This window comes from Allofrancisella heilbronnii, from assembly GCF_000710735.2.
In the GTDB taxonomy this organism is placed as follows: Bacteria; Pseudomonadota; Gammaproteobacteria; order Francisellales; family Francisellaceae; genus Francisella; species Francisella frigidaquae.
The window spans coordinates 932171-957896 of record NZ_CP144673.1 but is presented as its reverse complement, the minus strand read 5'-3'; the positions used below and the strand labels follow the sequence as shown (position 1 = coordinate 957896).

The following is a 25726-nucleotide window of genomic DNA, read 5'->3' as shown; positions in this document are numbered from 1 at the left end:
ATACCTCTTTATTTAGGGTCATTATTAAGTATGTATAAATTTATATATACAGTTTTTGTTGGTTGGTATTTGAACTTCTAGAGCAGAAGGAGAAGCCCAACTTTTGTATTAGTTGGTGATTACCAGTAATTATTCAAATTAGCTATAATATGTGCTGTAATAGCTAAAATGTAATCTGACAAACACCCTTATTTTGCATGGATGAATATACAAGTTAAATACATGATTTTATATAGGACATATTTAATAAGACATAAGGATTTTTGATAATACTATCCACTAAATTACGCTTATAGATTTTTTGTTGCATTTCTATTTGGAATTGAGGGTTTAATCTGAAGATTTTATAAAAAATGCATTTTTATTAGTGATTTTTAGAAGTAGACTGATCCACTATACTTTGATTATAATTTGGAGATAAGACAAAGTTTAAAAACCTACCAGTCCCTGATATATAAGAATAATTATGATAAACGCCAGCAGGGATATATACAGAAGCAGGACTTTCAATGACTTTTGTAGTAGTTTGATTTTCTTGTCCAAATGTAACACTTACTTTTAGTCCAGTGCCATCAGTATTGTTTCCCATAAATACAAATGTACTATCACAATTATGAGCATGTGAATCAACATGAGATTCATAGGAGGTAGAGTAATCTTTGTCAAATATTCTTTCTATAATGTATATTTGGCTTCTAGGATCGATACGACTATCCATAAATACCCACCTAGCGCCGACACCATCACGGTGATGAAGTAGTTCAGATGCTCCTTTGACAAATGGAGTTTTTACTTCTAAGTCATTTTTTATTCTTTGGGTTTCTGCTCTGTTTAGCTCATTTATTATAATCTTTCTTTGCTCACCAAACTCACTAGGATCTATTATTTCATATGCTTTTGGATTATTTACTGTAGCTTTCGCGTGATATTTAGAAGTATGTGTAAATACGTTTCTGCCAACTAGAGGATGGTGGGGCTCAATGTTAAAACAGCTAACTCTTGATATCATATCTGCTAGCTCTTGACTAAGTTTAAAATTAAACTTTTTCACATCATAAAACTTATCTAAAGATTTAGCTAAAGGTATTAAGTCACATATACCAGCTCTTTCACCAATACCTAGTATAGAGGTATCGATCACTGTTGCACCAGCTTGTATAGCCGATATAGCATTTGCTTGAGCTAATCCAAGATCATTATGAAGGTGTACTTCTATCTCACAATTAAGTTTTGATTTCACAGCTTTGACTATATCGTAGCATTCTTGAGGGTGCCAAGCACCAACGCTATCTGTTAGGCTGATTCTATCTGCTCCGGCTTGTATGGCAGTGGTAGCTAAATTAAGAATTTGTTCTAAAGGCGTTCTAGAAGCATCTTCTATACTAAATCTTATCTTGAAACCAAAATCTTTTGCTAGCGTTACCGTTTTTTTAACTTGGCCTTTAATCCAGCCTCTAGATTTATTATTAAACTTACTTGAAAGAGATATATCATTAAACGATGTCCAGATACCAATCCATTGAGCATTGGTTTTAGCAGCAGCTTCTACATCTTCTACTAATGCTCGAGAGTGGACTAGTATATCTATATCTTTAACATTCTCAATTATTTTTGCACAGTTGAGTTCTTCTTGTTTAGATATTCCAGGATGTCCAATTTCTATAACATCTACACCAAAATCTTTAAGCTTGTTAGCTATAGTTATCTTCTCTACTACAGAAAAACAAGTGTTTTGTGATTGCTCTCCCTCACGTAACGTACAGTCGAGTATTTTGATTTTGCTCATAATTATTTCTTATCTAAAAAATCTAACATAGTTTGAATAAATTGATCACGGGCTTTTTCATAGATTAGCCAATGTGTTGCGTGTTTTATTTTTACTTCCTGTTTAATTTTTACATTAATTAATTTGCTGTACAACTCTTTATCAGCAAATAAATCTTGGTCACCATAAATAACTAATGTAGGAGTTGTTAGCTTTGAAATATCATATATTGGTTTGCCGTTCCATATAGAATACAAATCTTTCATAGGACCCATAGGACGACGTAAACTATCTGGAATGTATGGAGCAGGATCTATGTTGATATATGCTTTTCCAACTTGATTTATAGTTTGATCACTAACAATAGATTTATCATCTTTTAGCATCATTTGCCAGTGATGTTTAATCATTTGCCAAGGTATATTTTGGTAGTCTGGCAACTCTTCATTAAATTCATCATTTATACCAGCAAATGGTTGGATAAACATTGGTTCTATAGGCTTTTCTAGACGAGAGGAATACATTGACCCATATAAAACCAGATGGCTTACTTTGTGTGGATTTTCAGTTGTATACATAGCTGCAACTACAGAACCCCAAGACCAGCCTAATATAGCCATATTCTTTTGCTGGGTTTTGTTAAGTACAAAATCTATAGCTTTATCTAGTTGTTTTATTGCTTGAGTTGCCTGTAGTGGATAAGTGCCTTTTGGTGCAGGATCTATTTGCATTATTTTAGGGTAAGAGGATTTGCCCTCTCCAATAAAATCTATAGCCCAAACATCATAGCCACTCTCAGCTAGTGAATCCATAAGGGAATAATTAGGAACATCAAAAGCAACTATAGATGGGATACTCAAAGGGTTTATAAGCATAATTACGTCTTTGGTATTTTTTGTAGTAAGTTTTTTTTCTTTTAAATGAATTTTTTGAGTACCATAACTAATATAGTAGTCTGATGATACCAAGTTAGAGTCTTTAGCATTCTTACTTATAAGTGAAGTAACAAACACAAATAGCAAGCAAATTAACGCAAAAGCAAATATTTTAGAGAGTTTTTTAGAGTTCAGCATTATCCCAAGTTCCATTTTCTGGGGTTATTTCTTCTATCATAGTAGTTTTAGCCATATCTATCTTAAGCAGGTTTGGAGCATAAACTGGCTTTAGGGTTTTACGATCTAAGATTATTTTAAAAGCTTCAAAACTAGCACAAATACCAACGATATTTGCAACAGGGCAGATAACAGCCCATGGAGCATTACCATTTATATATGAATCTGCCCAGTCAGCAAGAGCTCCATGCTCTACAGAAATTTTTGCGCGTCTATCTTTGATAGCAGATATTTCTTTTTTTACTTCTTCTGTTAGCTTTTTACCATATGATGGATGACTTAATACAAGCTCATATGCAGGAGTCCTATCAGAAAAAACCATTACACCTCCTCTAAAAGGAGGAGTTACAGCTATCCAAATAGAATGTATTTTTAGCTTTTGAGCGGCTCTGTGAATAATTACTCTACTAACAAGGTTATCAGTAGCATCTATTACCAGATCAGAACCAGTTATGATTTCTTCTATATTATCTTCGGTCATCATCTCTTGACGAATGGTGACATGTATGTTTGGGTTGATATCTAGTATCGTTTCTTTGGCACATTGAGCTTTATTTTTGCCGATACGCGATACACCTGATAACATTTGTCGATTAATATTTGAGTACTCAAATTTATCACCATCTATAACTTGTATATTTCCAAATCCCATCCTTGCTAAGCTTATTAATGTAATACCACCAACACCACCAGCACCTATTACAGTAATTTTGGAATTTTTTAATTTGGCTTGTTCGTGATCAGTAATTACACCTATATTTCTTGCATAGATTTGTTTTTCAATATTTTCCATGAACTAATTCCTTTATCTATATTTTATATGCTTCCCAAAAACCACATTCTGGATTTATTACTTGAACAGGGTTTGTTAGATTATCCATATCTATATATATGCCTTTAGGAGCGACAGCTAGTGGTTTTTGTCCTATTAATATCTGTATGGCTTCATGACAGCTAAAAGAAGCAATGAGACTAGCTCTTATTGGGGTGATTATCCAACCAGCTTTACCGCTACAGAAATCATCCGCCCACTGTTGTGGAGCTCCTTGTGTAACAGAATATTGAGCTCTCTTCTTTTTTATGTCATAAACAAAATTTGCTACTTCAGGGTCAGACATTGATTTGCCTTTAGTAGGTATATTAAGTGCATCCTCGTATGATATACCATTTGGTAAAAATGAAGATACAAATCCGCGATGTGGGGGACTTCCTGACATCGAAATACTAGGGACTTCAAATTTTTTAGCAGCACGGTGGACAACTATTCTTGATGGCATATCATCAAGAGCTTCTAGCACAAGATCATGACCTTGTATTAGTTCATCAACATTTTCTTCAGTGACTTTGACGTTATGAAAGTTTGTGCTAAGGAAAGGGTTAATATCTTTTAGATATTCTTCAGTTGATTGGCTTTTATACTTACCTATAGTTGAAGTCATGGCTATCATTTGACGATTTATGTTAGATAGTTCAAAAATATCAGGATCAACACCATTTATATGCCCTATACCACTTCTAGCACATAATATTGCTTGCATACCGCCAACGCCACCTAAACCAAATATTATTATTTTACTATTTTGTAGTTTAGTCTGTTCTTGTTTAGTATATACACCAATGTTTTTTTTGGTAATTTCGTTATAAAACTCGTCTGGGGTTAAATCCAGCATCTAACTTCCTTTTAGGCTTTCAAATTAATTTTTAGAATCTTACTACTTAAGCTGATTTTATTCAATGTCTTAAATAGCATATTAACTTTGTGTATAATAACCAAGAAATTTAATATAAGAATGTTATTTATTTGATTCAATTAGCATCAGTATACTTTTAGCGTTACGTATCCCTAATCCAGCAGCTTTTTGGTAGTATTTAATAGCTTTTTCTTCATTATATGGGACGCTATTTTGCTCTTCATTATAATAGATGTTAGCTAATTCGTAATATGCTTTACCGAATCCAGCGTCAGCAGCTTTATTAAAATATTTTAAAGCTTCAGTATATTCTTTTTCTTCATAATAATATTTACCAAGGTAATAAATAGCGTATACATCCTCAGCATCAGCAGCTTCTTCTAATTTATTAAATTCTTTGTAATCTCCTTTTTGAGCAAATATCGCCATTCTTTGGATTTTTTCTTCATGTGATAGTTCTATTGGCCTTTTAATATTTTCAGAATTTAAAGTAGGAGCAGACGTTATTGGATCAGGTATGGGTCTATTATTTAACGCAAAAGTACTAATATTAGGTATTAGTGAAGACGGTTTGGGCTTTTGCATAATTATCATATTAAGTAAGTCTTGGGAGTATTGATCTTTATCATTATAGAAGTAATAAACTAAACCTTCATATTTGTTATCATCAGTTTGGTTTTCGAAGTTAAACCATAGAGAAGACTTATTATGCTTAAGCTTTGCTAATTCTAAGAGTTTATTCGTGTAACTTATATCCAAATTAGTTGGGCTGGGTAGAAGACTACTATTAAAATATATATCAGCAATCTCTTTATGAAAGTTTACTAAGAAATCTTTGTTTATATTAGATAAATTTAGGTACATTAAACCGGTTAGGTTTTCAATTTGTCTTTTTGGTATAGATAAACCAACTTGTCTTTTGTATTTTATGTGTTTCTGAATGGCTCTTTTTTTTAATAAATCTTCTATAAATTGCTTTTTTTGTAAAGACCTTTTTATAAGAACTTCTTCTTTATTACGCTTTTGAATTACATTCTGAAGTTCTGGTATTTTTGACTTTGCTAACGCAGAGATTTTAGGATTAGAGCTGTAAACTAAAGTTTTCCATAGTGTTAAAGCTTGATTACTGTCCCCATTTCTAGCAAGATCTTCAGCTTGAATAGCTAAAGCTGGTTCATAGCCTTTAGAAATAGCAGCAAGTAAAAATTTGTCTTTTAGGCTGCTACTGTTAGTCTTTAGAATTTTACCATCTTTATATGCTAAGTACGTCTCAAATAAAAGCTTAGGTTCTACCTTGGGAATAAGCTTTTGATTAGATTCGAGCAATTTATCTAAAGGTATTAATGCTTTTGTATCACCTAAGTTATACGCTTTTGTAAAATAGCTAATAGCTTTTTCATCGTTTTTATTAACACCTTGTCCATCTTTATATAAGATGGCTAGCTGATAGTAAACTTCAGGATTCTTATCATCAATGGCTTTTTGATAATACTTATACGCTTGGAAATAATCTTTGTTTGTGGCTAACCCATATTGATACATATATCCTAAATAATAGTAATCTTTAGTTGTTGCTTTATCAGAGTCAGCTAATTTTTTAAAAATTTTATATGCTTGGTTATATCCTTGTTCATTTTTGTTTTGTATATCAGCTATAGCTGTAGAATATTGTTCTAAAAAAACTTGATGCTTATAGCTAAAGTACCTATTAAGCCCACTAATAAAAACTAATATAAGCCCTATAGCAATAAAGACTCTGATGACATTTTTTTTTGTTAATATTATAGGACCTATTTTTTTTGGTGCCTTAGTGGAATCATCTTTGTCAAACATAAATACAAGTTACAAATTAATTTACTTACTAAATTATATAATAGCTTGATATTACATTTAAGGGTTAATTTATAATATCTTATTGTTTTAGTTGTAGCTGCTCTTTTTCAAGTATAGCTGTTTCAGGATTCTCAAGGGATAGTCTACCGAAATGTCCGTTTCTATAATCATGAACTATATTTTTAGCAGCTTGCTTAATATTTAAGTTAGTTTTAGTATTAGCGATTTCTTTTAATATTTCTTGAGGGTGTTTTTGGTCTGTCTCGATACCGTCATGACGGTAAAGAAAAGCTTTAGGGCTATTCTTAAGTAAAAAATCTATCAAAAAACAAGCTGTTGACTCATAGTCCATAGCTGTATCTCTAATAGACCCTATACTTGCGATTCTAAATCCACTAGCCTCATTTTTAGGACTTGGGAACATAATTCCAGGTGTATCAAATATTATAAAACCTTTGTGGACATCTATACGTTGCTGTAGTTTTGTGACAGCTGGCTCATTACCAGTTTTTGCAACTTTTCTGCCAGCTAATTTGTTTATCATAGTCGATTTACCGACGTTAGGTAAGCCAAATATTATTGCACGTATAGGTTTTAGCGCCGTTCCTCTATTAGGTAGTTTCTTTTGGGCAAGATCAAGTATTTTTTTTACTATATTTTTATCTGTTAGAGTATCAACAGCTATAGCATTACCTTTATAGTAATTCAGCCATAATTTAGTTATATTAGGATCTGCCAAATCATTTTTAGAAAGTATTTTTATGATAGGTTTATCACCAACTATTTGCTCTAAAACATGATTGCTACTTGAATCTGGGATACGTGCATCAACTATTTCTATAGCTATATCTATAGATGGCATTTTTTTGCGAAACTCTTTGGTCGCTTTGTGCATATGACCAGGAAACCAATGTAACATATTATAGATAAAAACTGTAAATTTGGTTAATATAAGTAAAGATTTTACCTATAAGAGTTTTTTTATGCAAAGTTATATTCTCAAAGGAGCTAAGATTTATAGTGATATAGCATTTGAGTATAAAGATGTAGTAGTTCGAAATAATGTTATCGAAACTATTGCAGAAGATATAAAGCAAAGTAATTACAATCTGCCTGTGATACAACTTTTAGCTAGTGATTTTGTGATACCAGGGTTTATAGACATTCATATTCATGGCTCAAAAGGAGCTGATGTTATGAATGCTAATATTGAAGCACTAGAAACTATTTCAAAATCTATATACACTCAAGGTGTTACAAGCTATCTTGCAACTACGATGACAGCTTCAGATGAGCATATTACAAAAGCTATGCAAGTTATAGCTCAATATAATAAGCTTGACCATACAAATACAGCAAAAATATTAGGGGTTCATGTAGAGGGACCATTTATTTCTCCAGGTAAAATTGGTGCTCAAAACCCTAATTATCTACAAAAAGCAGATATCGATAAGTTGGCTAAATGGCATAAAGCATCTAATAATTTAATAAAAAAAATAACTATTGCTCCAGAAATTGAAAATGCTGATGCAGTTATAGCATACTGTAATAGTCAAAAAATAATTAGTTCAATAGGGCACACTAATTGTACGATGGCGCAAGCCTTGAAGGCTATAGATCAAGGTTGTAGTCATGCAACCCACCTTTTTAACGCAATGAGTCCCATAGACCACCGAAATCCAGGTGCAGCTACAGCGCTTTTAATGTCTAAAAAAGTTCTAGCTGAACTTATCGTTGATGGCGTTCACCTTCACCCAGATACAGTTAAATTTGCATATGAGATTAAAGGAAGCAATAATCTAGCATTAATTACAGATGCTATGTCCGCTCAAGCAGCAGGAGAAGGTATATTTGAGCTTGGTGGGCAAAAAGTTATTGTTAAACATAATCAAGCAAGGTTAGAAAATGGTGTTTTAGCAGGTAGTGTACTAACTATGAATAAAGCATTAGCTAATATGTTAAAATTCTCAGGTTGTGAGCTTTTTGAAGCTGTAAAAATGACTAGTACAAACCAGGCAAAATCTTTAGGTTTAAAGAAAGGGCAACTTAAAGTAGGTTTTGATGCTGAATTTGTTATTTTAGATAAAAATTATCAAGTTAAACAGGTGATTAGTTAGATTATATGAATTTTTTAATTTTAGACACCTCAAGTGCCTATTGTTCACTAGCACTTAGAGTTAAAGATAAGACTTATTCTAATACAAAATATATTCCTCGTCAGCATAATAAGTTTCTTTTAGAGATGATAAAAGAAGTTTTTGAAAGTGCAGGTATTGATAAAAAAAACCTAGATTTTATAGCATACGGTGTAGGACCTGGAAGTTTTGTAGGAGTACGTTTGGCAGCTGCTGTGGCTCAGGCTTTTGCAGTTGGGTTGGATATTCCTATAGTAGGTTTCTCAAGTATGTTTGCTATTGCAAAAAGTACGTCTACTAATTCAGATAAAGTAGCAGTAGTTTTAGACGCTAAAATGGGAGATTTTTATTTAGGCTTGTACAATAAAAAAACTGATGATGTGTTTTTAGAGAATGTTTATAAGCTACAAGAGTATTCAGCTGAATTGTATCAAGGATTTAGTTTGGTGGGTGAGGCTATTGAGGCTATTGAACAAATAAAACTGGTACCGGAGGTAACAGATTTTAAGCTTGATGTTAGTAATTTAATTGACTATGTTTACAGACAATATTTTTTACAAAAACAAAACAATAAACTAACGCAAGAAACGTTTCCGGTTTATCTTAGAGGAAATGCTCATTGGAGTAAATAAAATTTATACTTCAAATCATATAATTCCAAGCAACAGCCACTTTCTGGATGAAAATTCTAAATAATGAGGTTTATTATATAAATAGATGTTTCTAATTATCAGAGGTGAATATAGGATGTAAATGCTTTTTTATTTATGTTATATTAGTGCTTACAACAGGGGTGCTATTTATAAATTTATTAGTAATAGCTGAGAGATACCCTTTGTACCTGATCTAATTAGTATTAGCGTAGGGAGTTTGTTTGGTACCCTTTGGTAGAAAGGCCAAAATCATGCAAATTCCTATTAATTTAATAGGAGAATTTTAGTGCAGAACATAGGCTTTATAACTTTAAACATTTCTCTAATAATATATTTTGTGCATTTCTTGCCTCAGATGGTTCATAATCAGTTTAAACATAAAACTTTTGAGATAAGCTTGTGGACACATTCTTTAATGATTTTAGCAAACTCTTTTGATTTGATATATGCTGTAGGTTTTAGTTTACAATGGCAATATGTGTTAGTAGATATTATTTTATTAAGTTTTTTAGTTATTCAACAATTTCAAATTTTAAATGATAGAAAAAACAAATATATAGCTGCACATACAGTATTTATAATAACATTTTTATTGTTAGTAATATCTGTAGCTTTATATAAAAACCTCGATTCTAAGTATTTGCTAGTATTAGGGTCGATAAGTGGAGTTATTTATAACGTATATTGGTTGCCACAAATATATAAAAATTATCGTCAAAAACAAGCTGAAGGATTTAGTATAATTTTTTTAACACTATCTTTAGTAAGCGTAGTTTGTGATATAAGTAGCGCTATATTTTTGGGCTGGCCAACTCTATCAGTAATAGTATCTTGTAGTTTAGCTATACTGCTTTTGTTCCAAATTTTGCAGTATTTTTACTATAAAAACCGGGTCCAAATTTGTATCATATAAATTAGACAGGAGCAAATAATAGAAAAAACTCAATAAAAATATTTCATTAAAATTTGAGGTTTTAGCTTTTAATGTTTTTAAAAAGCATTAAAATTAGTTTTGTGGTGTGTAAGTATATTGAGGTTTTTTATAAATGTCTGATGATTTGATGATTTTTAGTGGTAATGCGTCAAGAAAGCTTGCCAATGAGGTTGCAAAGGAATTAGGAGCAACTCTTGGTAATGCAACAGTTGATAGGTTTAAAGATGGTGAAATACACGTTGTGTTAAATGAAAATGTTCGTGGTAAAGATATATTTGTAATACAGTCAACTTGTCCACCAGCAGATAATTTAATGGAACTTATTTTATTGGTTGACGCATTAAAAAGATCATCAGCTGAAAGGGTAACAGCAGTTTTACCATATTTTGGTTATGCTAGACAAGATAGAAGATCAAAATCTGCTAGGGTTCCAATTTCAGCAAAAGTAGTTGCAAATATGCTTCAAGCAGTTGGCCTTGATAGAATACTGTCAGTGGATATTCACGCTGAGCAAATTCAAGGTTTTTTTGACATACCTTTTGATAACGCTTTTGCTACAAAAATATTTTTAGAATATGTGCGTAAAAATCCGTCAAAATATGAAAACATTAAAATAGTATCTCCTGATATGGGTGGAGTGGTTAGAGCCAGATCAGTAGCTAAAAATTTAGGAGTGGAGATAGCAGTAGTAGATAAAAGAAGACCCAAACCGAATGTTGCTGAAGTTATGAATATAATAGGAGAGGTGGATGGGAAACATTGCATTTTAGTTGATGACATAATGGACACAGGTGGTACCATATGTCAAGCAGCTCAGGCTTTGGTTGATAAAGGTGGGGCGACTAAGGTAACAGCTTTTTGTGTTCATCCTTTGCTCTCTGGTGATGCGATTAAAAATATCGAAAATTCAGCTATAGATGAGCTTATAGTTACTGATTCAATTCCACTTAAGGTAAATGCTCAAAACTGTAATAAAATAAAGGTTATTTCTTTAGCTCCTTTGTTGGCTCAGATAATAGAGAAAACGAATGGAGAAGAGTCTGTAAGTGATATCTTCCGCACCGATGGCTTGGTAGATTAAGTTTTTTAAACTTGAATTATAGTCCTTAATTTAATACAATAGCTCAGCTAATCTAGGGTCGCATAGGTTAGCATTTAATTGTTTGTTTAAAAAAATAAGGAATAAAAAATGACAAATTTTGTTTTAAAAGCACAAAAAAGAGAAGATTTAGGAACAGGTGCGAGCCGCCGTCTAAGAAGTGCTGGTAAAATTCCAGCAGTTGTATATGGTGGTGAAAAAGAAGCTATATCTATAGTTATGGATCATGATAAACTTTTACATGCTACTGAAGATAAAATATTTTTTTCAAGCGAAGTAGTTTTAGATATAAATGGTAAAGAAGAAAAAGTTATTATCAAAGCTTTACAAAGACATCCGTACAAAGTTAAGCTTATTCACGCTGATTTTATGAGAGTTTAATCTATAAAAAAATTATAATAGAGCTAATAAATTACCAATGCTCAATAAACCGTATCTTATAGCTAAAGAATCAAGCGTCCTACCCGTTTTCCCATCTTTAAGAATATATTTATCTTCTTCATTTAATTTATAAATACTAAAATTAGTATCATAATCACTTTTTTTATGTGCGATTAGGTTATCTAATTTGTTTAAAGCTGCAAGTTTCTGTTCTTTGGAGTAACCTATTCGGAAAATATTGCTATAACTGCTCGTTTTTGCCTCCTGATAGTTTTTAAGTTCTTTAATTTCCATTTGTAGGTCTGGTAAGATTTTTTCGATATGTTCCGATATTTTTGAAGTTAAAGTGAAGTTAAAGTTTTTTTGAGATATAGTTTTAAGTACTTCTAAGTCACTTTGTAAAACTAAATCTGTGTAAAAAAATAATGCTTGATTGACATATGAGGTCATAGGTGTAACGAGGTACTTTTTTTTATTTTCTAATAGCGCTCCCCATAAACAAGTAAAACTATGATCAATAGTCTCTAAGGCTTGAGAATAATTATTGTAAGTTGTTGGCGATAGCTTTCCATTTATTTTTTGAGCATTATAATAATTTTTCACGTTATTCACATAGTGTTCTGTTAAACCATTTAATACGTTAACTTTACTTGCTGTAGCAGGAAGAGAAGGTTGTGAAGTGATATCAGATATTGATGAAATTAGACTTCGGAGTCCTTGCTTATCTTTAGACAATTTATAATCTATGCTTGTTGTACAAGCATCAATTCTGGTGACGTGACATTTGTAGGCTGAAAGATTTAAATTACTTTCACATACTGAATCAAGGTTACAGATTGAGTTTATTCGTTTATTTAAAGAAAGTATTGAATCTCGAATAATGTATAAATTCTCAATATTATGACTGCTTCTACATGTGTCTGTTTGTATACTATCCCAATCTTGTGGAGACATTTTGTTAATAAGTTTAATTAGTTGCATAGTGCTTTCTCCTATAATAATTTATTTATTTATCGACTTTTATTAATACCTTTGATCGGTGGCTACACAATCGCAGTAATTTTTTCTTATGATGCATTTTAATCTTTCCCTCTTTCCGTAACTTTTATGATTATATTAGAGTGACTTAAGAAAGGTATCCCGAATTTTTGATAAGAGATATTGATTTTTAATAAACTATGAACTATTAAAGGAATTAATTAGGGGTCAACATATGATAATTATTGTATACTTTCCAATGATTTCATAAACTCTTGATAATATTGATTATGTACTTTTTCAACAGAAGTTGTGTTATCGAAATCTGCTATCTGGCACATCTTTAAACTACTATAACCACACGGGTTGATATAGCTAAAAGGAGTTAAATCCATGTTTGTGTTGATAGCTATGCCATGATAAGTTTTACTTTGCTTAATTCTAAGACCTAGGGAAGCTATTTTTTTATTATTGATATAAATTCCGTGAGCATTTTCAATTGTATGAGCTTGCAAGTTATAATGTTTAGCTAACATATTTATGCAAGCCTCTTCTACTATTGAGACTAGTTTTTTGGCTCCAAATTTACTTCTTTTTATATCAAGTAAAAAATAAATCACAGCTTGCCCAGGTCCATGGTATGTAACTTGACCACCTCTATCTGTGTTAACTATAGGTATATTATGTAGGTTTAAAATATGCTCAGGCTTACCATGTTTTCCTTGTGTAAAAATAGCGGGGTGTTCAACCAACCAAATCTCATCAGTAGTTTCATTGGTACGGTTTTCGGTAAAAGTGATCATATCCTTAAAAACTTTTGAGTATTCTTGTAATTGAAGATTTTTTTTAGTTATTTTCATATTTAATAAATTACTCGTTATATTTATGATTGTATTTATGTAAAAAATCGCTGGTTTTACACGTAGATATAAATTTCTGAAGCAAAGAGATTTCTGTCGTTGTAAGGATAATTATATTCGATTAACGTTTCTAAATTATATATTATACCAGCTTGTTTATATAGTATACCTGATCTTATAAAACCATATGTACCTCAGGGTAAGCAGATATTTCTTTGTATATATTATCTAACTGCTCTTTACTATTAGCCTCAAAGATGGCTGTGATAGATATATACTTTCCTGTTTTACTTTCTTTTGTTTTAAAGTCAATTTTATCATGATTGGGTACATACTTCTCAAAAACACCCAACACAAATTCAATAGTTTCTTTTTGAGGATTTGCCATGATTTTTATAGGAAATTGACAAGGGAATTCAAAGAAAGTTTCTTTTTGCTCTTGCTCAGACATTTAAAAAAATCCTTATTTTAATTTATTAAATTACCACCAACCTTTTTTTGCAATATCATTTTGTGCTGTAACAGGTATACTGGCTATTTTTTCTTTAGTGTCACCTACAGTGATCACTAGATTACCAACTACTTGACCTTTATTGATAGGAGCTTTTATACTTGAATCAAATGCCACCCCTTGTTTTAAGTAAGGAACATAGTTTTTCGGTACGGTTTTGTATATGTTTTGGTCAGATGCTACAGTTATCTTTTGGCCTGATTTAGCATTTAGTATATTATCAGCATTTATTGTTATAGGTGTGTTAGCTTTGTATAATAGAACATTTTCAAATTTAGTTAGAGCATATCTAAGTAATTTAGTAGACTCTAGCTCGCGGGTAGTTGAGCTAGGAGCTCCTAACACCACACCTATGTATCTTTCGCTGTCTTGTACTGCAGAAGACACCAGACAATATCCTGCATCGCCAGTGTGGCCTGTTTTCATGCCGTCTACTCCATCAAATGTAAATAGTAGTCTATTTCTATTATTTTGTAATACAAATTTGTCACCAGTAGGGAAAAGTTTAGAGCATTTATTTTTGGTAGCATCATCTAGATTGCTTGCCGTATAGCTACTGATTACACCACCGTCAGTACGATCAAATTTGGGTAAGCACTGCTTACGATCTGCTATACTTACAGATTTTTGTTCAGTTGCATTCCAAACTAGACCCTTTTCTCCATATATTTCATATGCTTCTGGGAAGTTATATATATATGATCTTGCTAATAAAGCCATGTCATGGGCAGTGGTATATTGCTCACCCCCTGGTAAACCATCTGGATTAGCAAACTGGGTGTTATCCATGCCAATAGCTTTAGCAGTTTGATTCATAAGTTCAGTAAAGGCTTTAGGAGAACCAGCAATATACTCAGCTAAAGCTACTGTTGCATCATTACCAGATACTACATCCATACCTTTTACTAGATCTCTTACTGAAACTTTTGCGCCAGCTTTGACGTACATTTTTGACCCACCAGTAGCAGCAGCATTGTGGCTTATAGGGATCATAGTGTCCCAAGTTAAATTACCAGCTTTGATCTCACTAGCTACTATATACGATGACATAATTTTAGTTAGACTTGCAGGTGCTCTTCTTACATCCATATTGTTTTGACTAACGATATCTCCTGTGCGGTAATTCATAGCTACCCAGGCAGGGACATTTAACTCTAAATCTATAGGTTTAACGATAATATCTTTTTGTTTAACACTATTAGCATTATCATTAAAATATGGATCGCTAGCAGATATATTTGGCGCTGATATAGCAATACTTGTACTCAAACCTGCTATAGTTAGCAAAGAGACTTTTTTTAGTTTTATCATTTGTTATTCCTTCCTTTACCGCTTAAAGATATAGTGTCTAAATTTAAAAGTTCTTTTAGTATTTTAATATTTATGTATTATAAATACAAAGGTTTTTGTGGTAGACTGGGGTTTATGAAATATTTATGTCAAATCGGTGAAAATTATATAGGAGTAATTCACGATGATTAAAAATATACCTTGTGGAAAAGATGTCCCGAATGATTTTAATGTTGTTATTGAGATACCTCAAGATAGCGACCCTATCAAATATGAATTTTGCAAAGATACTAATATGATAGTAGTAGATAGATTTATGTCTTCTACTATGAGGTATCCTTGTAACTATGGTTTTGTACCAAATACATTATATGATGACGGCGATCCAATAGATGTGCTTGTTTTAGCTCCTTATCCGTTAGCAGTAGGTTGCGTGATTAACTGTAGAGCAGTAGGTGTTTTTAAAATGGAAGATGATGGTGGAGTAGATGCTAAAATAGTCGCTGTGCCAAGCTCTAAGTTAACTAAAGAGTATGATCATATCAATGATGTAGATGATCTACCTGGAACATTAAAGCAAAGAATAGAGCATTTCTTTACTCATTATAAAGATTTAGATTCTGGTAAATGGGTAAAAGTAGAAGGTTGGGATAACGCAGCTTTTGCTAAAAAAGAGATCGAAAAATCTGTCAAAAACTATAAGTAAATAAAAATAATATTATACTATTTCTAGTAAAGTTTTCTTTACTTAGAGTATTTTCTGTAGCATTAGATAAAACACTTCAAACTTTCTTGTTTATTTATTATAGAAGTGTAAAAATCTAGATAGTTAAAAAAACCTAGTTGGTTGAAAATGCAAGATTCTCTAAAGCTAAGTGAGTTCTTAGAACTGATAAAAAGCACTATAGAAATAAGTTTTGGCTATGATGGCTTTTGGGTGGTGGCTGAACTATCAGAGTGGCGAGCATCTGGTAAACACTATTATGGTGAACTTATTGAGCATGATGGTGTAAGTAAATATCCAGTAGCTAAAATTAGGTGTAATTGCTGGGCAAATATAGTTAGCTATGTTAATAACAAATTTAGTGCTGTAACAGGTGAACTATTAAGACCTGATATGAAAGTACTACTGAAAGTTGCTGTTAGCTACCATATAAGTTTTGGGCTTAGCTTAAACATTATTGATATAGATCCAAGTTACACTTTAGGAGATAGGCAAGCTCGTAAATTAGAAATCTTAGAGCAACTAGCAAAAAAGGGTATTTTAGATAAAAATAAAAAACTTCAATTACCAAAAGATTTTACAAATATAGCTGTTATAACTAGTCTGACAGCGGCAGGTAAGGGTGACTTTTTTGAAGAAGCCGATAAGTTACAAAGTTTAAAGTTATGTGAGTTTGATATTTATGAAGCAAAAATGCAAGGTAAGGATTGTGCTGTTAGTGTATCTAAAGCTTTTGATGAAATAGCAAATAATTCTAATAAATATGACACTATAGTACTTATCCGTGGCGGTGGTTCTCAAGCAGATCTAGATTGGTTTAATAACATTTTATTAGCAGAAAACGTATGTAATAGCACATTACCTGTAATGGTTGGTATAGGACATGAACGAGATAGCACAGTTTTAGATGATATTTGTACTAAACGGTTTGACACACCATCAAAGGTTATTAATTTTATTACTAGATCTATAATTGATAATGCAACTCAAGCAAAATACAACTATGATTCTATAGTCGGGATTACAAGAACCTTGGCAAAACAAAAAAATAGTGAATTAGATACTTTATACATTAGCTTGAGAACAAAGCTAAACCATTATTTGCAATATATAGAACAAACAGTACACCACAATTATAAAAATACTTTAGCTACGTCAAAAGGGGTGATTAAACTATATAGTCAGTCACTTGATACTCAATACAAAACATTAGTTTCAAATACTAAAAATTCCATTAAATATTATGGCTATAAAATAGATGAGTACTATAATCAGTCTGTACAAAACTCCAAGCATTATTTAAGCTTTTATAACAAATCTAGCGAATATTTGTATAAGCAAATATTATCCTTATCAATACAACCGACATTAAAACGAGGATTTAGCCTTACAAAGGCTATAGATGGCAAATATATAACAACCAAAGAGCAAGCTCAAAGCCAAATAGATTTTGAGGTTATTTACCATGATGGCAAAGTTAATGTAGAGGTAAAAAAAGATGGCAACACAGAGTAAAAAATTTGCAAAAAACTACGAAATCTTAGAACAGATAAATGAAAAATTACAGGATAGTCAAGATAGTCCAGCATTACTTGATGAATTAGCATCCATACTTGAACAAGCATCAAAGAGCTATAAGCTATGTAAAGAGAGAATTGATGCAGCTCAGGAATTTATAGATGAGTTTGAAAGTTAATTTAATATCAAGTTATTTATTTCGAGAAATTAAATGTTTTTGTTTTATTAACTAGAAGATATTTAACCTGTTTATAGCTTTGACGTTTACAGTAATTATATACTTCAGAGCTTATAATTATCCGAGGATTATGGCTAAATGAGGATATCGTATTAATACCAGGTTTGTTTGCTTCTATATTAATTTCGTTCCATAAAGTTTTGTCTATTCTAAATTCTTTAATACTAAATGGTTTGTATTTGTAATATATATCTAATGGCTTAACTTGTTTTTTATTATTTAATACCTTTGATCCATTTTTCATATCACAATAAACAACTATTCCACCAAATAAAGAAGTGACCCTATTAAAAAAAGTTGCAGGCATTCCATCAGCTAATATAAACCAAATTTTAGGTTTCTTATGATCAGGTAACCTTTCTACTTGTCTTAGAACTATGTTTGTATCACTACATATGCTACAAACAACTTTCTCACCGTTAATATCAATACTTTCAGTCAACTCATCTCCATTTATATATATACCATGGATTTTATCATTAACGTTAGTTTTAATACTGGCAACTTGTTTAGTGTAAGATTTGCGAGTAACACATCCTTTTAAATTATCAAAGTAAAACATATATGCTTTATTTTTATAAGCTTTTTTTGTTACGTAGTCTGAAAGTATAGTTTGATATTCTAATCCAATAACTATTAAAATATTTCTATACTTATCGATGATATCTTCTATTTGAATAAAGTATGAATGTTTGTAAGAATTAGATACAGATCTATTATGTTGAGGTGATAAAAAATCTTCCGGGAAAGCTACAATTGTATCAATACAACGTGCGTGTGGCTCGATATTCATGTGGTTAACAAAGTCTTTTAATGGTTGACATGAATATTGTCCTGTAATAGTGAAAATTTTCAGCATCAATGTAAATTTTGTTTAAAATAAATTGTTTTTATTTTAGTTTTTTACTTAGTTTATTGCAACATTTTTTGTATTTAAATATTAAAATAAAAGTAAACCAAGCCAGACAAGAGAGTGCCATTTAACAGCTGTGTGACCGGAGTTTTGCAAACTAAAATTATATGTTTTTAACCGCCAATTAATCAATAAGGATGATTTTTGTAATTACTATAAACATTGAGAATTTAAACTAAGTCATATAAAATTTATAATTATTTTTTAAATTTAACTAAATATGCAAAATATTTCATCTAAACACCCCAAAGCACTCTGGTATATAATGGCTATATATATGTGGGAGTATTTTAGCTTTTATGGAATGAGAGCTCTTTTGATTCTTTATCTGACTAAAAAACTACTACTTACAGATAATATGTCTTACTCTATATATGGATCTTTTGTAGCACTAGTATACTTGACCCCTATTTTTGGTGGGGTTTTAGCTGATAAATTTTTAGGGTTTAAACGTACTGTAGTTATAGGTGCTATTTTAATGTCTTGTGGTCATATTATAATAGGGATAGATGGCGAAAGCTTACTTTTTTTAGGCATGGCATTTATTATATGTGGTTATGGTTATTTTAAAAGTAATGTTCCTTGTTTAGTTGGAGAACTTTATGCAAAAGATGACCCTAAAAGAGATTCTGCTTTTACACTTTTATATTTAGGTGGGAATATAGGAAGTTTTATAGCTCCTTTAGCTTGTGGCATAGTCGCCGAAGTCTATGGCTGGGACTATGGTTTTGGCTTAGCTGGTATAGGAATGATTATAGGGATTATAATCTTTTTATCTGGTAATAAATATATTCCTTGTCCTAGTAATGTTAAAGTATCTTTACGTAGAAAAACTATAGATACCTTCTTTATATCAGCAGCTATTATTTTACTTTGCTACTTTGCACTAGAGTATCATTTTGAAAGTCACTTGATATTTGTAGTAACTGTAGCAAGTACATTATGGTTTATAAAGATATGCTATAGTGCAGACAAACATACACGTAAAAGACTAATGTTATTAATACCATTTGTAATGTTTGGGATATTGTTCTGGGTATTTGATGAACAGATTTTTACCTCAGTAGAATTGTTTATAGAGAGAAATGTTAATACGGCAGTATTTGGTTATAATTTTCCAGCTAGTGCAGCTGCATCTATTAATGCTTTTTCTATTATCATAGGGGGGGCAGTAGTAGCTTGGATCTGGAAAGTATACAAAGCTTTAGATAGTGATTTTGGACGTATGGTCAAATTTATGTTTGGTTTTATATTTCAGCTTATTTGTTTTGTATTGCTTATTTTAGCAGCAAAAGAAGCTACTATTTATGGTAAGGCCTCTGTAATATGGATAGTAATAGGAATAATGGCTTTAGGAATATCTGAGTTATTTATAGATCCTATTGCTTTATCAGAAATTACATCGATTGATAGTTCACACAATACGAGTTTCTTAGCAGCTATATATATGCTATTTACAGGTAGTATAGCTGGCTTTATTGGGGCAAAAGTTGCTGATATGGCAGCTTTTAAAAATGTTGAAAACCAAGTTGATTTAGTAACACAAGCTCATTTGTTTGAGAATTTATTCATTAATATAACTATAGTGCTTGTTTGTATGGTTGTATTATGGGCTGTCATAGCCCTAGTTATAAGAAAAATGAAATAAATTTTCTCAAATAAATTTCTAATCTTCTAAGAGCGAATCAGAGATAATCTTAAAACTAGTATTTTAAACATATATATTATCTGAAACCTCTAAATAGAGAAATAATATCATAATAGGGCAAAAATTCTTGTATAGGACTGGTACAGAGATATAATATCAATTAGAGCGGGATTAAAATAGTTAGGTTGTATTTATGAAAATAACCAAATGCCATAGTTGTGGAGCTAAATGGAATTCACTATCTGTTTTTTCTGATTTAAGAAGAGATTCTTGTTATAGATGTGGGTCAACTAAAATTTATACGATTCAAGTTAAGGAGTTTAACCCGAAACCTGACGCTAACCTCAACGCTACGGTTTATAAACCATTAATCCTAACTAAAGAATCTTCTTTAAATGAAAATGCTCTACAAAAAGGGATGGTTACCCATTGCGGTGCTTTGAATCAATATGACCAAAAAGGACATTTGTTTAAAGTAGGTACCTATATAGTTAAAGATCCATATACAACTAAGTACCAAGACTTAAGATCTACTGAATTTACAGAGGAATTTAAAGGAAAGTGTGGTGGTATGACCGGCACAGTAAAAGTCTTAGTTTGTGATAAATTTATTTTTTATAAGAAACATTCTGACAAGATGTCACACGTTAATTTATGGAACAAAATATATAAAGGAACTGGTTATGATGTTGCGTTTTATTTACCTTATGCAGCATATTACCCAGAAGTGCCAGGAACTACTATTAATATTTTAGGACATAACAACGTTGAATTAGATTTGAAATCCGAATTATTGCGAGCTTCTCATACGTGGCTTATAAAAAAAATGGGGTTATTTCAGCAAGATTTTTGTTCGCCTGGGGGTACTATTTTTAATTCACAGAATGTGTTATACCAAGTATGTAATTTAAGTAAAACTATAACATTTTACCCAATAGATGTGGCAACAATTTGTGAGTATGGTGAAATTTGTGAAAAAAACCAATCGCCAGAATGGCTTAGAAATCTTTAGCCGCCTTTCAAATAGAATGACATTATTATGTTATAAAAAAACATCAGAAACTTTATTAAACTAAAGTTACAAGCTCCTCGGAGCTAGTAGGGTGGATAGCTATAGTATCGTCAAAATCGCGTTTAGTAGCACCCATGTTGATAGCTACTGCAAACCCTTGTAGTATTTCATCGACATTTAAACCTATCATATGACAGCCAATAACTTTTTCATTTTCACCAGTTACAACTAACTTCATCACTGTAGGCATTCTATGACCAGATATTGCACAATATAAAGCTGTAAAGCGACTCTTATAGACTTTTACATTTTCTTCACCATATTTTTTTTTAGCATCTTTTTCAGATAAGCCGACAGTACCGATAGCAGGGTGGGAGAAAACAACTGTTGGTATATACTCAAGTTTAGGTTTAAGTCCTTCTTCGCCATTAAAAAGCCTACGTGCTAACCTACGACCGCAAGCAATTGCTACAGGTGTTAGCTGAGCGCCACCAGAAGCATCACCTAAGGAATAGATACCTTTAACATTTGTCTCTTGCCATTGATTAGCTGGAATTACACCTTTAGTTGTAATTTCAATATCAGTGTTTTCAATACCCATATTATGAGTGTTTGGCGCGCGCCCTGTCGCCCATATTAAAGTATCAACATTCTCTAAAATACCACTTTTATCTGTAGTTATTTTCAGGGTATCACCAGTTTTTTCAACTTTAGTGATATTTGTATGGTTCATAAGTTTTAAATCAGTCATTTCCATACATTCAACTAGAGTATTACTAATATCATCATCAAAATCCATAAGGGGTTTTTCTCTACGACATATTAGCGTTACATCAGTACCATGAGCATTTAACACTCCAGCAATCTCAACACCAATGTAACCACCACCAACGATCACAGCTTTTTTAGGAGTATCTTCTAGTTCAAAGAATTCATCTGAAGTAATACCAAATTCAGAACCAGGTATGTTTTTAGGTACAATAGGATAAGCACCTGGTGAGATGAAAATATTATCAGCTGTTAGTTCTGTTCCATCATCTAGGATGATTGTTTTATTATTTTTAAATTTGCCCCAATTATTAAAATGGATGATATTCCATTTATCTAAAAGTCTATTATAAAAACCATGAATATTACCGATATATTTAGCTCTTTTTTCTTTCAAGGTAGCCCAATTGAAGCCTTTAACTTCAACATCAAAGCCGTAGCCAGCAACATCATGCTTAAATTGCTCAGCAAGCATGCCGCCATACCACATAGCTTTTTTAGGCACACAACCTCTATTTACACAAGTGCCACCAAGCTCACGTTTTTCTATGATTGCAACTTTTTTACCAAATTTAGCAGCCTGTACAGCAGAAGCTATACCACCTGAGCCACCACCTAAACTTATTACATCAAAGTGATTGTTTTTCATTTATTTTCCTCATACTTTTATTTTAAGTAATTTTATTAATTGTTCCAAAGAATCATCTATTTTCATATTAGCTGTATCAACTGTAATTACTTTTTTATCGGACCAGTCTTGATATTCTCTATCTAATACGTCTTGCCAAGAAGGGTATTTATTTTTATTTTCTTCAAACCTTAATTCTACTCTATTTCTATGAATTCGTTTATCACTACATAAAACTTCTATGTTTACTATTTCAGTAAAATTTAATTCTGACAATTTATTCCATAATTTTCTAGATTCATTAACTGGATTACAACAATCTATAACAACATTATTACCTAACTCTAAATTTTCTTTTGCTAAGAAAAAAGCTAATTCATAGCCTTGCTTTGTTAAATTATCAGAATATTCTTTTTTTAAATAATGCTCTATAGTATCTATTCTATAGTAAACCGCATTGATATATTTAGCTATATTTTTGGCTAAAGTAGTTTTTCCAACACCAGGCAAACCTGAGAAAATATAAGCATAAGGCATGACGATTCTTACTCAACCTCATAATCATAACAAATACTAATTGGAGCATGGTCAGAAAACCAGTTTTCTTTGTAGATATGATCTGATTGAGGTATTACTTTATCTTTTAAAGTAGGTGTTGAGATATGGTAGTCAATCCTCCAGCCAACATTTTTTGCTCTAGCTTGTCCACGATTAGACCACCAAGTATATTGTAGCGGCTCTTGATTAATTACCCTAAAGGTATCTACCCAACCTAAATCATAAAAGATATGATCTAGCCATGCTTGTTCTTCTGGTAATACTCCTGAAGTTTTACCATAGTTAGATTTCCAGTTTTTTATATCTATCTCTTTATGCACTATATTAAAGTCACCACAAACTATAAAATCCCTTCCGGATTGTATCTGCTGTTTTAATACTTGTGTGTATTTTCCTAAAAATTGCATTTTATATTCTTGGCGCACATCACCACTAGAGCCAGATGGTAAATACAAGCTTGCGATACTAAAATTTTCATAGTCAAACTGAATATATCTTCCTTCTTCATCTGCCCAATCTATACCAATTTCTTTGATTACTCGTATAGGTTTCTTTTTAGCATAAATAGCTACACCACTATAGCCTTTTTTTATAGCATCTTTATAATCGTAAAAATACCCTTCAGGAAAGTATGTAGGGTCAGATTCTAATTGATGAAATTGAGCTTTCGTTTCTTGGATACATAAAAAATCTATATTTTGAGTTTTAAACCAACCCCAAAAGCCTTTTTTAGTTGCAGCACGAATTCCATTAGCATTAAAGCTTGTTATTTTCATAAAAACAATAAAAATTATTAATGTTTATTATTCTAACATATTAAATGACACTTGTGATTTTAAATAGTTTAGTTAGAATACCATTCCAGGCATTTGCCATAGTCCAGCAGTCCGTAGAGTATCTTTGATAATTAGAATCTTTTTTTGCATATTTGCTGGTTTATCTGAAGCGTAGTTTTCAGTTATAGATGCAGGATTATAAATTTTAAAAGGCATTTTATTATTAGCGCTAGATTGTAGTCTGAAAGTTTTAAAATAGTTGAAAGAGAGTTCCAGATGTAGTTTATTAGGTTTGAGAAGAACTTAAATAAACGAACAGGAACTAAAAATGGCACATAGACATTTAACTCTTTCAGATAGATATTATATAGAAAGTTTACTTAAATTAGGATACTTAGAAGCAGCAATAGCTAATAAAATAGGATTTAGTAAAAAAAGGAATTAAGTTGGAAAGATGATTTTTTTTATTATTACTTTTATTCACTTAATAAATCTTTATCCATCAAATGACTTGGTAAAACATTCGAAAGAGAGTTTAAAATGTTACTTGGTACTTTAGGATTTTCATGTGCTAAGTCTTGGATAAGTTTTTTGACTTTCTTTCTCTTTAGATTTTCTTGTGAACCACAGAGGTTACATGGAATTATTGGGAAATTTTCTTCTTTTGCAAATTCTATAAGATCACGTTCTTGAACTAATACCATTGGACGAATAACAGTATTTTCACCATCTTGAGTTACAAATTTTGGTGGCATTGATTTTATTTGTCCTTGGTACAGTATCGACATAAGCAAAGATTCGATTAAATCATCACGGTGGTGTCCCAAAACCACCTTATCCATTTTATTATCTTTTGCATACCTATAGATATTGCCACGACGCAATCTAGAGCAGAGCGAACAATAAGTTTTACCTTCTGGTACTTTATCAACAACTACACTGTAAGTGTTTTTTGTCTCGATTTCATAAGATACACCTAAATCATCAAGATATTTTCTAAGCTGACTATCGTCCCACCCTGGTTGAGATTGATCTAGTGTATACACGTGAAGATCAATATCATAGGTCTTATCTTCAATTAGCCCATGTAAAACTTTCAATAGGCCAAAAGAGTCCTTACCTCCAGACAGACAAAGCATAACTTTATCACCTTTTTGTAAAAGGTCAAAATCAGCAACAGCTTTAGTAATATAATGACGTAATTTTTTTTCAGTTTTTGTCATTTAGCGATGTACCTTTTTAAATAGCCTATCTTTTTCACGTGCCCAATCTTTATCTTTTTGAGCTTGACGCTTATCATGAACTTTTTTACCTTGAGCTAGGGCAATCTCTACTTTTACTCTAGGACCTTTCCAATACATCGCCAGTGGTACACAAGTAAAGCCTTTTTGTTCAACTCTACCCATGATTTTGTCTATTTCACGACGATTAAGTAAAAGTTTACGTGTTGCTGCTGCATCAGGTGTTATATGCGTTGAGGCTGATAGTAAAGGAGTGATTAGACAATTAAAAAGCCAAGCTTCACCATGTTTTACATGCACATGACTATCGACCATTTGTACTTTACCAGCTCGTATACTTTTAACTTCCCAACCTTTAAGTACAATTCCAGCTTCAAATTTTTCTAGAATAGTATAGTCATGGAAGGCTTTTTTATTTTTAGCAATAGTTGCTGAAGAAACCTTATGTTTACTCATAACT

General features: G+C 31.6%; 27 protein-coding genes, 1 pseudogene and 1 riboswitch. Of the genes and pseudogenes, 11 read left to right on the top strand and 17 right to left on the bottom strand.

Going from position 1 to position 25726, the window contains the following annotated elements; genetic code table 11:
* Window positions 1-364: 364 nt before the first annotated feature.
* From FRA_RS04420 to ylqF, 6 genes are all read right to left on the bottom strand, one after another.
* Window positions 365-1786 carry a homocitrate synthase/isopropylmalate synthase family protein gene (locus tag FRA_RS04420; RefSeq protein WP_035719282.1) on the bottom strand — a complete coding sequence of 474 codons (1422 nt, stop codon included), beginning with the start codon at window positions 1784-1786 and terminating at the stop codon, window positions 365-367.
* 2 nt (window positions 1787-1788) lie between these two features.
* On the bottom strand, window positions 1789-2838 hold the full coding sequence (locus FRA_RS04415; RefSeq protein ID WP_162173588.1) for an alpha/beta hydrolase: 1050 nt from the start codon (window positions 2836-2838) through the stop codon (window positions 1789-1791).
* A complete protein-coding gene (locus FRA_RS04410) occupies window positions 2825-3670 on the bottom strand; it encodes a HesA/MoeB/ThiF family protein (protein ID WP_035719280.1) in 846 nt (281 codons plus the stop codon). The genes FRA_RS04415 and FRA_RS04410 overlap by 14 nt, the downstream gene beginning before the upstream one ends.
* A gap of 16 nt (window positions 3671-3686) precedes the next feature.
* Window positions 3687-4547 carry a HesA/MoeB/ThiF family protein gene (locus FRA_RS04405; RefSeq protein WP_051686753.1) on the bottom strand — a complete coding sequence of 287 codons (861 nt, stop codon included), beginning with the start codon at window positions 4545-4547 and terminating at the stop codon, window positions 3687-3689.
* A 123-nt stretch (window positions 4548-4670) separates the two neighbouring features.
* A complete protein-coding gene (locus tag FRA_RS04400; RefSeq protein ID WP_035719277.1) occupies window positions 4671-6401 on the bottom strand; it encodes a tetratricopeptide repeat protein in 1731 nt (576 codons plus the stop codon).
* 79 nt (window positions 6402-6480) lie between these two features.
* Complete coding sequence (ylqF, locus tag FRA_RS04395) at window positions 6481-7320, bottom strand: ribosome biogenesis GTPase YlqF (RefSeq protein WP_035719275.1); 840 nt, start codon at window positions 7318-7320, stop codon at window positions 6481-6483.
* Window positions 7321-7384: 64 nt separating this feature from the next.
* On the opposite strand from ylqF, the gene nagA reads away from it, so the two are divergent.
* From nagA to rplY, 5 genes are all read left to right on the top strand, one after another.
* Window positions 7385-8518: an N-acetylglucosamine-6-phosphate deacetylase gene (gene nagA / locus FRA_RS04390; RefSeq protein WP_035719273.1), complete on the top strand. Its 1134-nt coding sequence runs from the start codon at window positions 7385-7387 to the stop codon at window positions 8516-8518.
* A gap of 5 nt (window positions 8519-8523) precedes the next feature.
* A complete protein-coding gene (tsaB, locus tag FRA_RS04385) occupies window positions 8524-9168 on the top strand; it encodes a tRNA (adenosine(37)-N6)-threonylcarbamoyltransferase complex dimerization subunit type 1 TsaB (protein ID WP_035719271.1) in 645 nt (214 codons plus the stop codon).
* Window positions 9169-9315: 147 nt separating this feature from the next.
* Window positions 9316-9422: riboswitch (TPP riboswitch) on the top strand.
* A gap of 53 nt (window positions 9423-9475) precedes the next feature.
* On the top strand, window positions 9476-10102 hold the full coding sequence (locus FRA_RS04380; RefSeq protein WP_035719270.1) for a PQ-loop repeat-containing protein: 627 nt from the start codon (window positions 9476-9478) through the stop codon (window positions 10100-10102).
* A gap of 133 nt (window positions 10103-10235) precedes the next feature.
* Window positions 10236-11204: a ribose-phosphate pyrophosphokinase gene (locus tag FRA_RS04375; RefSeq protein WP_035719268.1), complete on the top strand. Its 969-nt coding sequence runs from the start codon at window positions 10236-10238 to the stop codon at window positions 11202-11204.
* A gap of 108 nt (window positions 11205-11312) precedes the next feature.
* Window positions 11313-11603 (top strand): 50S ribosomal protein L25, encoded by a 291-nt coding sequence (gene rplY, locus FRA_RS04370; RefSeq protein WP_035719266.1) that lies wholly within the window; start codon window positions 11313-11315, stop codon window positions 11601-11603.
* A gap of 12 nt (window positions 11604-11615) precedes the next feature.
* Here the strand turns inward: rplY and FRA_RS04365 are convergent, their stop codons facing one another.
* From FRA_RS04365 to FRA_RS04350, 4 genes are all read right to left on the bottom strand, one after another.
* On the bottom strand, window positions 11616-12584 hold the full coding sequence (locus FRA_RS04365; protein WP_035719265.1) for a hypothetical protein: 969 nt from the start codon (window positions 12582-12584) through the stop codon (window positions 11616-11618).
* Between the two features lie 239 nt (window positions 12585-12823).
* Window positions 12824-13441, bottom strand: coding sequence for a lipoyl(octanoyl) transferase LipB (gene lipB, locus FRA_RS04360; RefSeq protein WP_035719264.1), 618 nt, complete (start codon window positions 13439-13441; stop codon window positions 12824-12826).
* A gap of 175 nt (window positions 13442-13616) precedes the next feature.
* Window positions 13617-13892 (bottom strand): YbeD family protein, encoded by a 276-nt coding sequence (locus tag FRA_RS04355; RefSeq protein ID WP_035719263.1) that lies wholly within the window; start codon window positions 13890-13892, stop codon window positions 13617-13619.
* Between the two features lie 30 nt (window positions 13893-13922).
* Window positions 13923-15260: a D-alanyl-D-alanine carboxypeptidase family protein gene (locus FRA_RS04350; protein WP_035719360.1), complete on the bottom strand. Its 1338-nt coding sequence runs from the start codon at window positions 15258-15260 to the stop codon at window positions 13923-13925.
* A 166-nt stretch (window positions 15261-15426) separates the two neighbouring features.
* On the opposite strand from FRA_RS04350, the gene ppa reads away from it, so the two are divergent.
* The 3 genes from ppa (at window position 15427) to xseB (ending at window position 17662) form a co-directional block, all read left to right on the top strand.
* A complete protein-coding gene (ppa, locus tag FRA_RS04345; protein WP_035719261.1) occupies window positions 15427-15948 on the top strand; it encodes an inorganic diphosphatase in 522 nt (173 codons plus the stop codon).
* 147 nt (window positions 15949-16095) lie between these two features.
* Window positions 16096-17481, top strand: coding sequence for an exodeoxyribonuclease VII large subunit (gene xseA, locus FRA_RS04340; RefSeq protein ID WP_035719259.1), 1386 nt, complete (start codon window positions 16096-16098; stop codon window positions 17479-17481).
* The gene (gene xseB / locus FRA_RS04335; protein WP_035719258.1) at window positions 17465-17662 is read left to right on the top strand and encodes an exodeoxyribonuclease VII small subunit; all 198 of its coding nucleotides are present in this window, start codon (window positions 17465-17467) and stop codon (window positions 17660-17662) included. The genes xseA and xseB overlap by 17 nt, the downstream gene beginning before the upstream one ends.
* Window positions 17663-17678: 16 nt before the next feature.
* Here xseB and FRA_RS04330 read toward each other — a convergent pair whose 3' ends face one another.
* Window positions 17679-18581, bottom strand: a complete 903-nt coding sequence (locus tag FRA_RS04330) for a hypothetical protein (protein WP_035719256.1) — start codon at window positions 18579-18581, stop codon at window positions 17679-17681.
* A gap of 274 nt (window positions 18582-18855) precedes the next feature.
* Between FRA_RS04330 and FRA_RS04325 the strand changes: the two genes are divergently transcribed.
* Complete coding sequence (locus tag FRA_RS04325; protein WP_081835918.1) at window positions 18856-20283, top strand: peptide MFS transporter; 1428 nt, start codon at window positions 18856-18858, stop codon at window positions 20281-20283.
* A gap of 193 nt (window positions 20284-20476) precedes the next feature.
* Window positions 20477-21295, top strand: coding sequence for a hypothetical protein (locus FRA_RS04320; RefSeq protein WP_035719254.1), 819 nt, complete (start codon window positions 20477-20479; stop codon window positions 21293-21295).
* A 55-nt stretch (window positions 21296-21350) separates the two neighbouring features.
* Here FRA_RS04320 and gorA read toward each other — a convergent pair whose 3' ends face one another.
* From gorA to FRA_RS04300, 4 genes are all read right to left on the bottom strand, one after another.
* The gene (gorA, locus tag FRA_RS04315) at window positions 21351-22712 is read right to left on the bottom strand and encodes a glutathione-disulfide reductase (RefSeq protein ID WP_035719251.1); all 1362 of its coding nucleotides are present in this window, start codon (window positions 22710-22712) and stop codon (window positions 21351-21353) included.
* 9 nt (window positions 22713-22721) lie between these two features.
* Window positions 22722-23228, bottom strand: a complete 507-nt coding sequence (locus tag FRA_RS04310) for a P-loop nucleotide/nucleoside kinase family protein (RefSeq protein ID WP_035719249.1) — start codon at window positions 23226-23228, stop codon at window positions 22722-22724.
* Between the two features lie 8 nt (window positions 23229-23236).
* Window positions 23237-24025 carry an exodeoxyribonuclease III gene (locus tag FRA_RS04305; RefSeq protein ID WP_035719247.1) on the bottom strand — a complete coding sequence of 263 codons (789 nt, stop codon included), beginning with the start codon at window positions 24023-24025 and terminating at the stop codon, window positions 23237-23239.
* A 72-nt stretch (window positions 24026-24097) separates the two neighbouring features.
* Complete coding sequence (locus FRA_RS04300; RefSeq protein ID WP_155960867.1) at window positions 24098-24241, bottom strand: hypothetical protein; 144 nt, start codon at window positions 24239-24241, stop codon at window positions 24098-24100.
* Between the two features lie 112 nt (window positions 24242-24353).
* On the opposite strand from FRA_RS04300, the pseudogene FRA_RS04295 reads away from it, so the two are divergent.
* Window positions 24354-24458 (top strand): annotated as a pseudogene (locus tag FRA_RS04295) (IS30 family transposase); the annotation flags it as partial.
* 43 nt (window positions 24459-24501) lie between these two features.
* Here FRA_RS04295 and ttcA read toward each other — a convergent pair.
* Window positions 24502-25248, bottom strand: coding sequence for a tRNA 2-thiocytidine(32) synthetase TtcA (ttcA, locus tag FRA_RS04290; RefSeq protein ID WP_035719246.1), 747 nt, complete (start codon window positions 25246-25248; stop codon window positions 24502-24504).
* A complete protein-coding gene (gene smpB, locus FRA_RS04285) occupies window positions 25249-25722 on the bottom strand; it encodes an SsrA-binding protein SmpB (protein WP_035719243.1) in 474 nt (157 codons plus the stop codon).
* Window positions 25723-25726 lie beyond the last annotated feature (4 nt).

Coding starts and splice junctions, on each gene's coding strand:
- ppa (WP_035719261.1), top strand. CDS start 15,427: ATGATTAAAAATATACCTTGTGGAAAAGATGTCCCGAATGATTTTAAT.
- xseA (WP_035719259.1), top strand. CDS start 16,096: ATGCAAGATTCTCTAAAGCTAAGTGAGTTCTTAGAACTGATAAAAAGC.
- smpB (WP_035719243.1), bottom strand. CDS start 25,722: ATGAGTAAACATAAGGTTTCTTCAGCAACTATTGCTAAAAATAAAAAA.
- ylqF (WP_035719275.1), bottom strand. CDS start 7,320: ATGTTACATTGGTTTCCTGGTCATATGCACAAAGCGACCAAAGAGTTT.
- gorA (WP_035719251.1), bottom strand. CDS start 22,712: ATGAAAAACAATCACTTTGATGTAATAAGTTTAGGTGGTGGCTCAGGT.
- xseB (WP_035719258.1), top strand. CDS start 17,465: ATGGCAACACAGAGTAAAAAATTTGCAAAAAACTACGAAATCTTAGAA.
- tsaB (WP_035719271.1), top strand. CDS start 8,524: ATGAATTTTTTAATTTTAGACACCTCAAGTGCCTATTGTTCACTAGCA.
- FRA_RS04405 (WP_051686753.1), bottom strand. CDS start 4,547: ATGCTGGATTTAACCCCAGACGAGTTTTATAACGAAATTACCAAAAAA.
- FRA_RS04375 (WP_035719268.1), top strand. CDS start 10,236: ATGTCTGATGATTTGATGATTTTTAGTGGTAATGCGTCAAGAAAGCTT.
- nagA (WP_035719273.1), top strand. CDS start 7,385: ATGCAAAGTTATATTCTCAAAGGAGCTAAGATTTATAGTGATATAGCA.
- FRA_RS04320 (WP_035719254.1), top strand. CDS start 20,477: ATGAAAATAACCAAATGCCATAGTTGTGGAGCTAAATGGAATTCACTA.
- FRA_RS04310 (WP_035719249.1), bottom strand. CDS start 23,228: ATGCCTTATGCTTATATTTTCTCAGGTTTGCCTGGTGTTGGAAAAACT.
- lipB (WP_035719264.1), bottom strand. CDS start 13,441: ATGAAAATAACTAAAAAAAATCTTCAATTACAAGAATACTCAAAAGTT.
- FRA_RS04400 (WP_035719277.1), bottom strand. CDS start 6,401: ATGTTTGACAAAGATGATTCCACTAAGGCACCAAAAAAAATAGGTCCT.
- FRA_RS04300 (WP_155960867.1), bottom strand. CDS start 24,241: ATGCCTTTTAAAATTTATAATCCTGCATCTATAACTGAAAACTACGCT.
- FRA_RS04325 (WP_081835918.1), top strand. CDS start 18,856: ATGCAAAATATTTCATCTAAACACCCCAAAGCACTCTGGTATATAATG.
- FRA_RS04365 (WP_035719265.1), bottom strand. CDS start 12,584: ATGCAACTAATTAAACTTATTAACAAAATGTCTCCACAAGATTGGGAT.
- FRA_RS04330 (WP_035719256.1), bottom strand. CDS start 18,581: ATGCTGAAAATTTTCACTATTACAGGACAATATTCATGTCAACCATTA.
- FRA_RS04305 (WP_035719247.1), bottom strand. CDS start 24,025: ATGAAAATAACAAGCTTTAATGCTAATGGAATTCGTGCTGCAACTAAA.
- rplY (WP_035719266.1), top strand. CDS start 11,313: ATGACAAATTTTGTTTTAAAAGCACAAAAAAGAGAAGATTTAGGAACA.
- FRA_RS04415 (WP_162173588.1), bottom strand. CDS start 2,838: ATGCTGAACTCTAAAAAACTCTCTAAAATATTTGCTTTTGCGTTAATT.
- FRA_RS04410 (WP_035719280.1), bottom strand. CDS start 3,670: ATGGAAAATATTGAAAAACAAATCTATGCAAGAAATATAGGTGTAATT.
- ttcA (WP_035719246.1), bottom strand. CDS start 25,248: ATGACAAAAACTGAAAAAAAATTACGTCATTATATTACTAAAGCTGTT.
- FRA_RS04355 (WP_035719263.1), bottom strand. CDS start 13,892: ATGTCTGAGCAAGAGCAAAAAGAAACTTTCTTTGAATTCCCTTGTCAA.
- FRA_RS04420 (WP_035719282.1), bottom strand. CDS start 1,786: ATGAGCAAAATCAAAATACTCGACTGTACGTTACGTGAGGGAGAGCAA.